Raw genomic sequence first — 12,689 nt, forward strand, 5'->3', positions numbered from 1 at the left:
TCCGTCTGTGTTCGCCGGTGCTCGCTGGTGCCGGTCGAGTCGAGCACCGGGCGACTGGCGTCGTCGGTCCGGTCAGTCGACGATCAGGTCGCCGCGGGCCGCCTGGTCGGGACGCTCGGGGTCGTAGAAGATCTCTGCGCGCTGGCCCTCGAGCCCGGTCTGCCAGCGGCGATAGGTGTGCTGATTGTCGCGGAAGGTGTAGCGCTGCCCGTCGACGACGTACTCCCAGCGCAGCTGGCAGGAGCTGCGGTTGCGTCGGCCGCCGGTGCGCTCGCAGCTGAGCGACGTGCCCTCGACGCTGGTGCCCTTGGCGATGATGTCGGCGGCGTGCTGGCGCTGCCAGACGTTCTGGGTGATCGCGCCGCCGACGACGAGCACGATGATGACGATCGCGATGATGGTCGAGGTCGCCCGCTCGCGGGGGCTGCGCGAGCGGAAGCGGTGACGCCCGGAGCGCCCGGCGCTCGAGAAGCGCGTGCCCGACACGGGGCCACCGGAGCGAACATTCATCAACTCCATCTTGGCGCATCCACCGCACCCGGACGATGGGGAGAAGGACCCGCCCGGCTGAGCGCCCCCGCTGCCGCGTCAGGCGGCGGGACGCTGCCGCGACTCGCGCCACTCCGCGGGCGAGGCGCCCACGTGACGACGGAACGCGCGGCTGAAGCCCGCTTCCGACTCGTAGCCGAGACGGCGCGCGACCTCGGTCACGGTCAGCTCGCGCCGGGGGAGGAGGTCGAGCGCCGCATCCATCCGCGCCGAGGCGAGGTACCCCGCCGGCGAGCTGCCGACGACGTCGCGGAAGCGTGCGGCGAAGGCCGAGCGCGACATCGCCGCGATGCGGGCGAGCTCTTCGACGGTCCAGGCCCGGTCGAGCTGGGTGTGCACGGCGCTGAGCGCACGGCCGATGTGCGCATCCACGCTGCCGGTCAGCCAGTGCGCGGGTGCGCAGCCCGACTCGGCCCAGCGTCGCACCGCGACTGAGGCGATCGTCGTGACGATGCGTCCGCAGATGATCGCGTCGCCGCCGCGCAGTGAGCCGATCGGCTTCGAGCGGGTCGCGCACATGCTCTCGATGAGGCCGACGATCGGACGCTCGTGGATGTCGAAGTCGCGCACCAGCAGCAGGTCGGGCAGGGCGTCGAGTGCGGCCGAGCGGCGGTCGCCCGCCGGTGTCACGCCCACCTCGACGAGCTGCGTCGGGGTGTGGGCGCGCAGGGTGCGCAGCCGGGGGTGCGCGAAGAACACGATGTCGCCCGCCGTCAGCTCGAGCGGTGTCGCCTCGGCGACCTCGAGCACCGCGCTGCCCTCGCGCAGGTAGATGAAGCCGGCCTCGCCGCCGGAGAGCACGGATCCGCTCGCGAGCGACTCGTGCGCCGACTCGATGACGTTCCACTCGAGCGAGGCGAGCGCGCGATCCAGGGCCTCGGCGCGCTGGGCGGCGTCGTCGGCGGATGCCGGGTCGGCCAGGGCGGACGCCCTCGCCGTGGCGACGGGCGTGACGGCCGGGGCGCGCTGCGCCAGGGTCGGGGTGACGGGTCCATCCACGGTGATCGTCATAGGGAGGGGAGCGCCCCCGCCGCGGTGATTATTCCGAGAGCGGATCCGCTGAGGGCGTCGCCGGCGCCGTCCCGTCGTCCTGCGCGGGCGTCGTGAGCGCCGCGCCCGCCGACCTCTCGCGCGGCGGCTCCCATCCCGGGTTCGACCCGATCGCCTCGCTCGTCGGAAGGATGCGGGCGACGAGATCGCGGCAGCGCGCCTCGGCGGCGGGGTCGTCGCCGGCCCACCAGAGCTGCACGAAGACGGTCCCGTCGGGCGAGAACTCGAGCCGGAACCGAGCCGCGCCGTCGCCCGGTTCGGCGTCGGCCGGCGTCGCCGCATCCACCTCGAACTCGAGGCGGATGGCGTCGTTGAAGCGCGCCTCCTCGATGAGCCGCAGCCCGGCGGCGCGCGCCCGCCGCAGCGCCCGCGGGGCCTCGGCCTCGATCGCGCGCGGCCCCGTCCCCTCGGGCTGCGCTGTCCGCGCCGCCCGCAGCGACGGGATGCCCGGAGCGAGCAGCAGCATCTCGAAGGCCATGCCTCCATCCTTGACCGCGCCGACCCGGATGCCTAACGTCGGGGGCGTCGCGGTGTCGCGTCGCGGGTGCTCCCGCACCGGCGTCCGGCCGCGCCGAGGAGGACCGGATGACCGACGCACCTTCCGACGACGTCCGCGCGCGCGCCGACAGCCCCGCGGCGGAGGACGCTCCGGCAGCGGAGGACGCACCGACGGCGGCACCCGCCACGGGCCCCGACGCGCTCGCCTGGCTCCTCGCCGGCGACGGCCCCGACTCCGCCGACCCCGCCGTGCGCTGGCAGGCGCTGGCCGACCTGACCGACGCGGACCCGGTCGAGGTCGGCGGAGTGCGTGCGCGGGTGCCGATCGAGGGCTGGGGCGATGCGCTGCTCGCGCGCCAGGAGGTCTCCGGTGACTTCGGCGGTGTCGGCGACGAGGGCGAGCGGTGGCGCTTCGATCTCTACTCGCTCATCCAGCTGCGACTGCTGCGGCCCGACCCGGCGGATGCGCGCATCCGCTCGGCGATCGAGCTCGTGCGCGATCGCGTGACCTGGGGCCCGTGGCACGCCGAGAGCCCGTTCTTCTCGGGCGAGACAGAGCCCTGCATCAACGGCAACGCCCTCGCGATCGGCGCGTACTTCTCGGGCGCCAGCGAGAGCGCTGACGCCCTGCCCATCATCGAGGGCACGATGAGCGAGCCCCTCGCCGCGCGGCTGCTCGGCGAGCAGCTGCCCGACGGCGGCTGGAACTGCGAAGCCCCCGACGGCAGCGCGGTCAGCTCGTTCCACAGCACGATCTGCGTGCTCGACGGCCTGCTCGAATACGAGCGCGCCGGGGGAGTGCAGGCGGCCGACGCGATCGCCGCCCGGCACCGCGCCGAGGAGTACCTGCTCGAACGTCGGCTGTTCCTCGGGCTCCGCTCGGGCGAGGTCATCGACGCCGCGATGACGCATTTCGAGTTCCCCTACCGCTGGCGCTACGACGTGCTGCGCGGCCTCGACCACTTCGCGCAGGCGTACCCGGGCGGGGCGGCGACGGTCGGCGGCCGCGACGACGGCCACGACGCGGGCGGTGGCGAGGTGGATGCGCGACTCGCGCCGGCACTCGACCTGGTCGAGCGGCGTCGCGGCGTCGACGGGCGCTGGGCCCTCGGAATCGCGCCGGGCGACGGCGGTTCCGGCAGTGCTGAGGCGGATGCCGTGCGCCATTTCGGCGAAGAAGACGAGTACCAGACGCCGATGGAGGCGGGCGGCGGAGCCCCGAGCCGGTGGAACACGTTCCGCGCGCTGCGGGCTCTGCGCTGGGCGGGGCGCGCGTGACGCTCGGGCGCTCGGTCGGCTAGCGGCGCGGTGCCGGCCGCCGACGGTGCGAGAGCTACCGACGCCGCGAGCGCACCGCATCCACCGCTGCCGTCAGGAACAGCACCGCCGAGACGATCGCCGCCCCCACGCCGACCGCGCCCGGGGCGAGCAGACCCTGGGCTGCGCCGGAGGCCGGCGGCGCCGCGGTCAGGTAGCCGAGCGCGACGATGCCCGTCACCACCCCGACCAGCACGAGCAGCGCCTGCTGAACGAGCCCGGTCACGAGCCGCCGATCGCCGGCGCCGGAGAGCAGGCGGAAGTTGACCGTCAGCCGTCCGTCTTCGAGGTCACGGCTGATCCGCTCGACGCGGCGCGGCAGCCGGCGCACGGCGGGGACGATGCCGAGCGCCTCCGTCGCGAGCGTCGCGCGCAGCGACTCGGGGCGCATCTGATCGCGGATCATCTCGTTCGCGAGCGTGCGAGCCTCGGCGAGCACGTCGAACTCGGGCACGGTCGTGCGCAGGGTGCCGTCGAGGATCGCGAAGCCGCGGCCGGCGGCGATGAGGTCGGGCGGCACATTGAGCCCGTGTCGGGCCAGGATCTCGACCAGCGCATCCGCCGTGCGCACGTCGATGCGCGCGCCCGGTCCGAGCTCGTAGCTGAGGAACGTCGCCAGCTCGCGCCGGAACTCACGCTCGTCGGCGCGCGGGCCGAGCTCGACGAGCGAGAGCAGCGCATCCGCGAAGGCCTGCGAATCGGACTGCAGGTAGGCGATCACGATCTCCTGCGCCGTCTCGCGCAGCCGCCGGTCGAGGCGGCCGACGGCGCCGAAGTCGACGAGCGCGGGGCGGCCGTCGGGCAGCACCATCACGTTGCCCGGGTGCAGATCGGAGTGGTAGACGCCGTCGATCACGACCTGCCGCACGAAGGCGCGCAGCACCTGCCGCATCGCGGTGTCGAGGGTCGGGTCGTCGGCGCCGCCGTCCGCGCCGCCGCCCGCCGATGAGGCCGAGCGAGCGGCGTGGATGCGGTGTCCCACCGTCTCGCCGTCGAGGTACTGCATCACGAGCGCGCGCCGCGTCGAGAGCTCGGCGTGCAGCTCGGGCAGCGCGACCTCGTCGGCGTGCGGGCCGACGAGCGAGGTCGCCCGCAGCGCGGTCAGGTTCGAGGCCTCGAGACGGAAGTCGATCTGGCGCAGCAGGTCGGCCGCGTACTGCTCAGCGACGCGATCCATGCCCAGGTCGCGGGCGACGGTCGAGCCGCGCACGAGCGTGCGGGCCACGCGCAGCGCGATCGCCACGTCGCGGCGCACGGCGGGCTCGATGCCCGGGCGCTGGATCTTCACCGCGACGACGGAGCCGTCGGGCAGCACGGCGCGATGCACCTGGGCGATGGATGCGGCCGCGACCGGCTCGGCGTCGAACTCGCGGAACACGTGCTCGAGCGGTGCGGCGAGCTCGCGCTCGAGCAGGGCGCGGACCTCGGCGGGCGGCGCCGGGGCGACCTCGCGCTGCAGATGGGCGAGTGCGTGCGTCCATTCCAGCGGCAGCAGGTCGTCGCGCGTGGAGAACAGCTGGCCCATCTTCACGAAGGCGCCGCCGGCCTCCTCGAGCGCGCGGCGCAGGCCCTCGGCCTGCACCGAGCGTCGCTCCGATCCGGCGGGCGACCGGCCGAAGTCGAGGCGTCGCAGCGGCAGCAGTCCGTTGCGACGGGCGATGCGCACGAGCTCCGCGAAGCGGCGGCCCGTGCTGAGCGCGCCGCCGTCGCCGCGCCGAGCGCCGCCGGAGTGCTCGTCGCCCGATCGCTCCGTGCGATCCGCGAACGATCCCATCGTCGGCATGCCGCCGGGCCCGCGTTCCGTCATGGGGCTACCTCAGCACACTCCGCCGATCTCATACTCCGCCGATCTCCCACTCCGCCGATCTCCCGCCGCGCGTCTCAGTGGAACAGCCGCCGCAGCACGTTCGTGTCGGCGAGGTCGACGAGCTCGTCGCCGCGCCCCGACATCACCGTGCGCAGCGCGTACAGCGCGAAGCCCTTCGCCTGCGCGGCGGTGATGGTCGGCGGGATCGAGAGCTCCTGCCGTGCCGTCACCACGTTCACGAGCGCCGGCCCGTCGTGCTCGAACGCCGCCCGCAGCGCGCCGGGCAGGTCGGCCGGGTTCTCGACGCGCTCGGCGTGCAGCCCGATCGCGGCGGCGACGGCGGCGAAGTCGGGGTTGTCGAGCTCGGTGCCGAAGTTGACGAAGCCGGCGGCCTTCATCTCGACCTCGACGAAGTTGAGGGAGGAGTTGTCGAAGACGATCACCTTGACCGGCAGCTTGTTCTGCCGCAGGGTCAGCAGCTCGCCGAGCAGCATCGCGAGTCCGCCGTCGCCGGCCAGCGCGACGACCTGTCGCCCGGGGAACGCGGCCTGAGCGCCGATCGCCTGCGGCAGCGCGTTCGCCATCGACCCGTGCGCGAACGAGCCGATCAGCCGGCGGCGTCCGTTCATCCGCAGATAGCGCGAGGCCCAGACCACAGGAGAGCCGACATCGGGCAGGAACACCGCATCCTCATCGGCGAGCTCGCTGATCAGTCGCGTCAGGTATTGCGGGTGGATGGGGGTGCGGCCGTCGTCGGAGGCCAGTTCGTCGAGGCTCTCGCGGGCCTTGCGGTAGTGCTTCGTCGACGCGTCCAGGTGGTGCGACGAGCGTTTCCCGGTCAGCAGCGGGAGCAGCGCGGGGATCGTGTCGCCGACCCGCCCGACCAGGCCCAGATCGACGGGGGTGCGGCGACCGATCTGCTCGCCGCGCGCATCCAGCTGGATCACCGTCGCCTTCGACGGGAAGAACTGCGGGTACGGGAAGTCGGTGCCGAGCATGAGCAGGGCGTCGCAGTCCTCCATCGCCCGATAGCCCGACGAGAACCCGAGCAGCCCTGTCATGCCGACGTCGTAGGGGTTGTCGTACTCGACGAACTCCTTGCCGCGCATCGCGTGCACGATCGGCGCCTGCAGCGCCTCGGCCAGTTGGATGAGCTCGTCGTGCGCGCCCTCGACCCCGGCGCCGGCGAGGATCGTGACCTTCTTGGCTTTGTTGAGGATCGTCGCGGCCTCGGCGAGCTGCGCGTCGGTCGGGCGCGTCATCCGCGGTGTCGTCACGATCGGCGCCGAGGGGCGGCGCTTCGAGGCCTCGGCCAGCAGGATCTCGCCCGGCACGACGACCACCGCGACGCCGCGGCGTTCGAGCGCGGTGCGCATCGCGATCTCGAGCACGCGCGGCAGCTGCTCGGCTGTCGAGACGAGCTCGACGTAGACACTGCATTCGCGGAACAGCTCCTGCGGGTGCGTCTCCTGGAAGTAGGTGGTGCCGATCTCGCTGCCGGGGATCTGCGCGGCGATCGCGAGCACCGGCACCCGGCTGCGATTCGCGTCGAACAGCCCGTTGATGAGGTGCAGGTTGCCGGGGCCGCAGCTGCCCGCGCAGACCGCCAGCTCGCCGGTCAGCGCGGCCTCGGCGCCCGCCGCGAACGCCGCCGCCTCCTCGTGGCGCACGTGCACCCAGTCGATCTCGTCGCGGGTGCGGATCGCATCCGTGAAGCCGTTGAGCGAGTCGCCCGGCAGGCCGTAGACCCGGCGCACGCCGGAGAGAGCGAGGGTGTCGACGATCGAATCCGCGATGGTGGGCATGCTCCGACGGTAGGGATGCGCGACGCCCGGTCGCCGGGTGCTCCGACGACTCCCAGCGCACGTGCGGCGGCGGACGATCGCTCGTCTCTGGTCGCCTGCCAAAGGCGCCCTGCATGTCGCCTGAAGAGCCGACGGTCCTTCGTCGGCGTGACGGAATCTGAGATGGCGTCGCCGCATGATCCCGAACGGTCCCCGATGGCGGCGCCGACGAGAGGAGCATCCCATGGCCTACATCAGCGCCGGCACCGACGGCGGCGAGCCCGTCGAGATCCACGTCGAGGAGCACGGATCGGGTCAGCCGGTCGTGCTCATCCACGGCTACCCGCTCGACGGCGGCTCGTGGTCGGCGCAGCAGCGCGCTCTGCTCGAGGCCGGTCACCGCGTCATCACCTACGACCGCCGTGGCTTCGGCCGCTCGACGAAGACGGCCGGCGGCTACGACTACGACACCTTCGCGGCCGACCTCGACGCGGTGCTGACGCAGCTCGAAGTGAAGGACGCGATCCTGGTCGGCTTCTCGATGGGCACCGGCGAGGTTGCCCGTTACCTCGCGCGCTACGGCACGGACAGGATCGCGAAGGTCGCCTTCCTCGGCTCGCTCGAGCCGGCGCTGAAGAAGAGCGACGACAACGCCGACGGCGCGATCGACCAGGCCTTCATCGACGACTCGATCGCCCAGGTGAAGAAGGACCGCGAGACGTGGTTCCAGGGCTTCTTCGCCGACTTCTTCAACCTCGACGAGAATCTCGGCGAGCGCATCAGCCAGGAGCAGCTGGATGCGGCGCTCGCCTCCGCCCGCAAGAGCGGCGAGGTCGCGGCCTGGGCGGCGATCCCGACCTGGGGCACCGACTTCCGCGACGACCTCGCGGCGATCACGGTGCCGGCGCTGATCCTGCACGGCACGGCCGACAACATCCTGCCGATCGACGCGACCGCGCGGCGCTTCCACGCGGCCTTGCCCGAGGCCGACTACATCGAGATCGAGGGCGCCCCGCACGGGCTGCTCACGACGCACGCCGATGAGGTGAGTCGAGCGCTCGTCGCCTTCGCGGCGCGCTGAGCTCGACCCTCGTCCGCTGAACAGCCGGAGGTTCGTGCCTTCGCATCGGAATGGATGACGCATTCCGACGCCGGGGCACGAACCTCCCGATCGTGCGGGAGGATCGGAGCATGGCTCACGCGCGCCCCTTCGCCCAGGTCGATGTCTTCGCGAGCGATCCCGGCCTCGGCAATCCCGTCGCCGTCGTGCTCGACGCGACCGGCCTGCACGACGACGAGCTCGCCCGCTTCGCCCGCTGGACGAACCTCAGCGAGACGACGTTCGTGCTGCCGCCCACGCCGCAGGGGCGCGCGGCGGGCGCCGACTACCGGTTGCGCATCTTCACGCCGGGCGGCGAGCTGCCCTTCGCCGGACATCCCACGCTCGGCTCGGCGCACGCGTGGCTCGAGAGCGGCGGAGTGCCGCTGGATGCGGCCGGCGATGGCACGATCGTGCAGGAGTGCGGTGCGGGTCTGGTGACCGTGCGGCCGACGAGCAGCGGCCTCACGATCGGGGAATCGTGGGACGACGCGCCCGAGGCCCGGTCCGGCCTCGCCTTCGCCGCCCCGCCGCTGCGGCGCTCCGGTGCCGTCGGCGACGACGATCTGGCGCAGATCGCCGCCGCGCTGAGGATCGGCCCCGACCGCATCCGCGATGCCGCCTGGGTCGACAACGGCCCGGGCTGGGTGGCGGTGCTGCTCGACTCCGCCGACGAGGTGCTCGCGATCCGCCCCGACCTCATCGCGTTCCGCTCGCACATGATCGGCGTCGTCGGCCCTCACGCGGAGGACTCCGCGGCGGCGCGCAGCGGTGCCGCGATCGAGGTGCGCGCGTTCTGCGGGCCGATCGGCGTCACCGAGGACCCGGTGACGGGCAGCCTGAACGCGGGCATCGCGCAGTGGCTCATCGGCGCGGGGGCGTTACCCGAGAACTACCGCGCGACGCAGGGCACGGTGATCGGCCGCTACGGCCTGGTCGACGTGACCACGACCGTCGCCCGCGACGGCGCCCGCCAGATCTGGGTCGGCGGGCCGAGCACGACGGTCATCCGCGGCACGGTCACGCTCTAACCGAGCCCCGAGCGAGGGTGACGGCGCGACGTCCGCCGTCAGGCGCGCGGGCTCCGATCCGCGGCATCCGCCTCTGCGCCGATCCGGATGATCGCCTTGCCCGTCACCCGACCCTCCTGCAGATCGCGCAGGGCATCCGCGGTCGCATCGAGGGCGTACTCCCCGTGGATGGGCACCCGCAGCCGGCCGTCGGCGAGCAGACGCCCGAGATCGGCGAGCAGCTCGGGCGTCTCGACCGAGGTGAGGGCCCGCAGTCGGCGCCCGTCGCGGGAGCCGAGCAGTGGCGCCAGCAGCTGACGTTCGAATCCGCCGAGCAGGCCGCGCCCGCCCTCGGCGCCGACGAGCACGGCGGTGCCGCCGTCCGCGAGCAGGGAGCACAGCATCCGGTACGAGCGGATGCCCGACGTCGACACGAGGCCATCGACCGGCGCGAGCGCGCGCAGTCGTGCTTCCCCGTACTCGCCGCCGGTCTCGACGACCTCGTCGCAGAGCGTTCGCGCGAACTCGAGACGGGCCGGGCTGGCGGCGCCGATGACGTGGGCGCCCGCCGACCGGAGCAGGTGAACGGCGAGGCTGCCGACGCCGCCGGCTGCACCGGTCACGAGCACGCGACGGCCCGCCGCGTCCGGCAGGAGCGACTTCGACGCCGCCGCGGGCACCGAGTCCGCCGGATCTCCCGCAGCCGTCAGCCCGAGCAGCCGGACGGCCTGCAGCGCCGTCGTTCCCGAGGTCGCGCTCGCCGCGGCCTGCTCCCATGCCACCCCGGCCGGGATGCCGGCGAGCCGGTCGACCCGGGCGCGGGTGAACTCGGCGAACGACGCGTGTCCGGCGCCGAACACGCGGTCGCCGATCGCGAACGCGGTGACGCCCGGTCCGACGGCGACCACCTCGCCGGCGACCTCCCGACCGCGCACCCGTTCGCGCGGAGCCCGCAGCCCGATCCCGAGACGCACCCCGACCGGCGTCCCGGTCATCAGATGCCAGACGCCGCGGTCGACGCCCGCCGCGATCACCCGCACCAGCACCTCGCCGGGACCGGCCTCGGGCAGCGGCGCATCGATCACCCGCAGCACCTCGGGGCCCCCGTAGCGCTCCTGGGCGACCGCGCGCATCAGCGCCGGCAGCGGCGGGACGGCGGCGGGTCCACGGCTCGCGCCCGCCATCAGCCCTGCTCCGGGTACTGGAACACCGCGTCCAGCGGCAGCGCGAGCGCCCGGGCGATCTGGAAGGCGAGCTCGAGGCTGGGGGAGTAGCGCTCCTGCTCGATCGCGATGACCGTCTGCCGGCTGACGCCGATGCGGTCGGCGAGCTCCTGCTGGGTGATGCCGCGCTTGCCGCGGAGGTCGCGGATGCTGTTGGTCACGCGCGTCGGCTTCACCATGCGGGCACCCCGCGGCGGTAAACGACGACGCGGGTGACGCAGTCGAGCAGGCTGGAGAGCAGGAATCCGAGGTAGAGCGCGTGCGCGATCCAGAACGGATCGACGCGCAGCATCGCGAGGCCGAGTCCGGCGAGTCCGCCGATCACGAGGAACGCCTGGCCCACCCGCGAGCCGAGCCGCTCGATCTCGCGGTCGCGCACGTCGAGCTTCGGGGTGTCGCGGGGGTTGAGCGCGCTGAGCACGATCTGCCCGACGATCGTCGCCACGATCCCGACGCCGATCGAGATCAGCATCGCGGGCACGTAGTCGACCGCGCTCGCGTCGTGCCCGGCGTCGCCGAGTCGCCCGGCGATGAGGATCAGATAGCCCATCGCGACGACGATGCTGACGACGAGCGCCATCCACGCCCGCTTCTCATGGAATGCCATGACGATCCCGCTCTCGTGTCACGATCCTCGATGTCAAGAATCTTTGACACGCAAGCTAGCCCCGCGCGCATCCTGATGTCAAGAATTCTTGACACGCGATCGTGGCACTCGCTGAAGCGAGCGGCGGGATGGGCCGCGCGGGTCAGGCGCCGATGAGCGCCTCGAGCGGGCCGCGCGCGAAGAACAGCACGAAGCCGGCCGCGACGATCCAGAGCAGCGGCGAGATCTCCTTCGCCCGGCCCGTGAAGGTGCGGATGAGCACCCAGCTCACGAAGCCGACCCCGATGCCGTTGGCGATCGAGTAGGTCATCGGCATCACGATGATCGTCAGGAACACCGGCAGCGACTTGCTGAAGTCGTCCCACGTCAGCTCGCGGATCTGCGCGACCATGAGCGTTCCCACGACGACGAGCGCGGCGGCCGCGACCTCGAGCGGCACGACGCTCGTGAGCGGTGTGAGGAACATCGCCGCCAGGAACAGCAGGCCCGTCACGATCGAGGCCAGCCCGGTGCGGGCGCCCTCGCCGATGCCGGCGGCCGAGTCGACGAAGACGGTGTTCGACGAGGTGGAGGCGCCGCCGCCGACGATCGCGCCGACGCCCTCGACGATCAGGGCCGAGCGCAGTCGCGGGAAGTCGCCCTTCGCATCCGACAGTCCGGCGCCCTTCGCGAGGCCCGTCATCGTGCCCATCGCGTCGAAGAAGTTGAGGAAGAGCAGGGTGAAGACGAGCATGATCGCCGACAGCGGCCCGATGCGCTCGAAGGCGCCGAAGCTGACGTGGCCGACGAGCCCGAAGTCGGGCAGCGAGACGACGCTCGAGGGCAGCTGCGGCACCGTGAGGTTCCAGCCGCCGGTCTTGTTGGTGACACTCGAGCCGACGTGGAAGATCGCCTCGAGGATGACGGCGAGCACGGTCGTGCCGACGATGCCGATCAGCAGGGCGCCCTTGACCTTCCGGGCGACGAGCACGCCCATGACGACGAGTCCGATGAGGAAGGTCACGGTCGGCAGTGTCGCGATCGAGCCCGCCTGCCCGAGCTGCACGGGCGGCGAGTTCGCGCCGCTCGAGCGCACGAAGCCGGAGTCGACGAGGCCGATGAAGGCGATGAACAGGCCGATTCCGACCGTGATCGCGACCTTGAGCTCCTGCGGCACCGCGGCGAAGATCATCGCGCGCAGCCCCGTGGCGGCGAGGATCACGATGATCACGCCGTTGATGAGCACGAGCCCCATCGCCTCGGGCCAGGTGACCTGGCCCACCACGTTGACCGCGAGGAAGGAGTTCATGCCGAGCCCGGCCGCGAGCGCGAAGGGCAGACGGGCGATCGCGCCGAAGGCGAGGGTCAGCAGGCCGGCGGCCAAGGCCGTCGCGGCGGCGACCTGACTGTTGGGCAGCCATCCGCCCAGCACGTCGGTCGCGGCGCGGTCGGCGCTGAAGCCGCCGATGATCAGCGGGTTCAGGATGACGATGTAGGCCATCGCGAAGAAGGTGACGAGACCGCCGCGGATCTCGCGCGGGATCGTCGACCCCCGCTTCGTGATCTCGAAGAAGCCGTCGACGCGACGGCCGAATCCTGAGGCGGTGGCTGACCTGGCGATGACGGACCTCCGGGGTTCGTGACTCGGGGGAGAGGCGGAGCGGGCCGAGACGGTGGGCTCGACCTGACGAGCGTAGTCCCGCGGCAGACGCTCGGATTCCGGCGCTACGCGCGCCCGTGCTCCCGCGTGATAGCCGTCGCCGACC

At 72.7% G+C, this 12,689-nt stretch carries 12 protein-coding genes; 3 read left to right on the top strand and 9 right to left on the bottom strand.

Features of this window, described 5'->3' with window-relative positions; all coding sequences use genetic code 11:
• Window positions 1-72 precede the first annotated feature (72 nt).
• From BJ979_RS09205 to BJ979_RS09215, 3 genes are all read right to left on the bottom strand, one after another.
• Complete coding sequence (locus BJ979_RS09205; protein ID WP_179567243.1) at window positions 73-510, bottom strand: DUF3592 domain-containing protein; 438 nt, start codon at window positions 508-510, stop codon at window positions 73-75.
• A gap of 78 nt (window positions 511-588) precedes the next feature.
• Window positions 589-1,548, bottom strand: coding sequence for a helix-turn-helix domain-containing protein (locus BJ979_RS18150; RefSeq protein WP_218853470.1), 960 nt, complete (start codon window positions 1,546-1,548; stop codon window positions 589-591).
• Between the two features lie 40 nt (window positions 1,549-1,588).
• Entirely contained in the window at window positions 1,589-2,077 is a 489-nt protein-coding gene (locus BJ979_RS09215) for a hypothetical protein (protein ID WP_179567245.1), read from the bottom strand.
• A 107-nt stretch (window positions 2,078-2,184) separates the two neighbouring features.
• Between BJ979_RS09215 and BJ979_RS09220 the strand changes: the two genes are divergently transcribed.
• Window positions 2,185-3,375: a hypothetical protein gene (locus BJ979_RS09220; RefSeq protein WP_246286737.1), complete on the top strand. Its 1,191-nt coding sequence runs from the start codon at window positions 2,185-2,187 to the stop codon at window positions 3,373-3,375.
• Window positions 3,376-3,430: 55 nt separating this feature from the next.
• On the opposite strand, the gene BJ979_RS09225 is transcribed toward BJ979_RS09220, so the two are convergent.
• Together BJ979_RS09225 and poxB are read right to left on the bottom strand one after the other, a co-directional pair.
• The gene (locus BJ979_RS09225; protein WP_179567247.1) at window positions 3,431-5,221 is read right to left on the bottom strand and encodes an ABC1 kinase family protein; all 1,791 of its coding nucleotides are present in this window, start codon (window positions 5,219-5,221) and stop codon (window positions 3,431-3,433) included.
• 74 nt (window positions 5,222-5,295) lie between these two features.
• Window positions 5,296-7,026, bottom strand: coding sequence for a ubiquinone-dependent pyruvate dehydrogenase (poxB, locus tag BJ979_RS09230; RefSeq protein ID WP_179567249.1), 1,731 nt, complete (start codon window positions 7,024-7,026; stop codon window positions 5,296-5,298).
• A gap of 223 nt (window positions 7,027-7,249) precedes the next feature.
• Here poxB and BJ979_RS09235 point away from each other — a divergent pair, with 223 nt between their 5' ends.
• Window positions 7,250-8,086, top strand: a complete 837-nt coding sequence (locus BJ979_RS09235; RefSeq protein WP_179567251.1) for an alpha/beta fold hydrolase — start codon at window positions 7,250-7,252, stop codon at window positions 8,084-8,086.
• Between the two features lie 110 nt (window positions 8,087-8,196).
• Window positions 8,197-9,135 (top strand): PhzF family phenazine biosynthesis protein, encoded by a 939-nt coding sequence (locus BJ979_RS09240; RefSeq protein WP_179567253.1) that lies wholly within the window; start codon window positions 8,197-8,199, stop codon window positions 9,133-9,135.
• A gap of 38 nt (window positions 9,136-9,173) precedes the next feature.
• Here BJ979_RS09240 and BJ979_RS09245 read toward each other — a convergent pair whose 3' ends face one another.
• From BJ979_RS09245 to BJ979_RS09260, 4 genes are all read right to left on the bottom strand, one after another.
• Window positions 9,174-10,298: an NAD(P)-dependent alcohol dehydrogenase gene (locus BJ979_RS09245; protein WP_179567255.1), complete on the bottom strand. Its 1,125-nt coding sequence runs from the start codon at window positions 10,296-10,298 to the stop codon at window positions 9,174-9,176.
• On the bottom strand, window positions 10,298-10,516 hold the full coding sequence (locus tag BJ979_RS09250; protein ID WP_179567257.1) for a helix-turn-helix transcriptional regulator: 219 nt from the start codon (window positions 10,514-10,516) through the stop codon (window positions 10,298-10,300). The genes BJ979_RS09245 and BJ979_RS09250 overlap by 1 nt, the downstream gene beginning before the upstream one ends.
• A complete protein-coding gene (locus BJ979_RS09255) occupies window positions 10,510-10,944 on the bottom strand; it encodes a hypothetical protein (RefSeq protein WP_179567259.1) in 435 nt (144 codons plus the stop codon). The genes BJ979_RS09250 and BJ979_RS09255 overlap by 7 nt, the downstream gene beginning before the upstream one ends.
• A gap of 142 nt (window positions 10,945-11,086) precedes the next feature.
• A complete protein-coding gene (locus BJ979_RS09260) occupies window positions 11,087-12,544 on the bottom strand; it encodes an NCS2 family permease (protein WP_343046781.1) in 1,458 nt (485 codons plus the stop codon).
• Between the last annotated feature and the right edge of the window lie 145 nt (window positions 12,545-12,689).

It is taken from the genome of Schumannella luteola (assembly GCF_013408685.1).
GTDB lineage: Bacteria > Actinomycetota > Actinomycetes > Actinomycetales > Microbacteriaceae > Schumannella > Schumannella luteola.

Coding starts and splice junctions, on each gene's coding strand:
- BJ979_RS09255 (WP_179567259.1), bottom strand. CDS start 10,944: ATGGCATTCCATGAGAAGCGGGCGTGGATGGCGCTCGTCGTCAGCATC.
- BJ979_RS09250 (WP_179567257.1), bottom strand. CDS start 10,516: ATGGTGAAGCCGACGCGCGTGACCAACAGCATCCGCGACCTCCGCGGC.
- BJ979_RS09205 (WP_179567243.1), bottom strand. CDS start 510: ATGAATGTTCGCTCCGGTGGCCCCGTGTCGGGCACGCGCTTCTCGAGC.
- BJ979_RS09225 (WP_179567247.1), bottom strand. CDS start 5,221: ATGACGGAACGCGGGCCCGGCGGCATGCCGACGATGGGATCGTTCGCG.
- BJ979_RS09215 (WP_179567245.1), bottom strand. CDS start 2,077: ATGGCCTTCGAGATGCTGCTGCTCGCTCCGGGCATCCCGTCGCTGCGG.
- BJ979_RS09245 (WP_179567255.1), bottom strand. CDS start 10,298: ATGGCGGGCGCGAGCCGTGGACCCGCCGCCGTCCCGCCGCTGCCGGCG.
- poxB (WP_179567249.1), bottom strand. CDS start 7,026: ATGCCCACCATCGCGGATTCGATCGTCGACACCCTCGCTCTCTCCGGC.
- BJ979_RS09235 (WP_179567251.1), top strand. CDS start 7,250: ATGGCCTACATCAGCGCCGGCACCGACGGCGGCGAGCCCGTCGAGATC.
- BJ979_RS09240 (WP_179567253.1), top strand. CDS start 8,197: ATGGCTCACGCGCGCCCCTTCGCCCAGGTCGATGTCTTCGCGAGCGAT.
- BJ979_RS09220 (WP_246286737.1), top strand. CDS start 2,185: ATGACCGACGCACCTTCCGACGACGTCCGCGCGCGCGCCGACAGCCCC.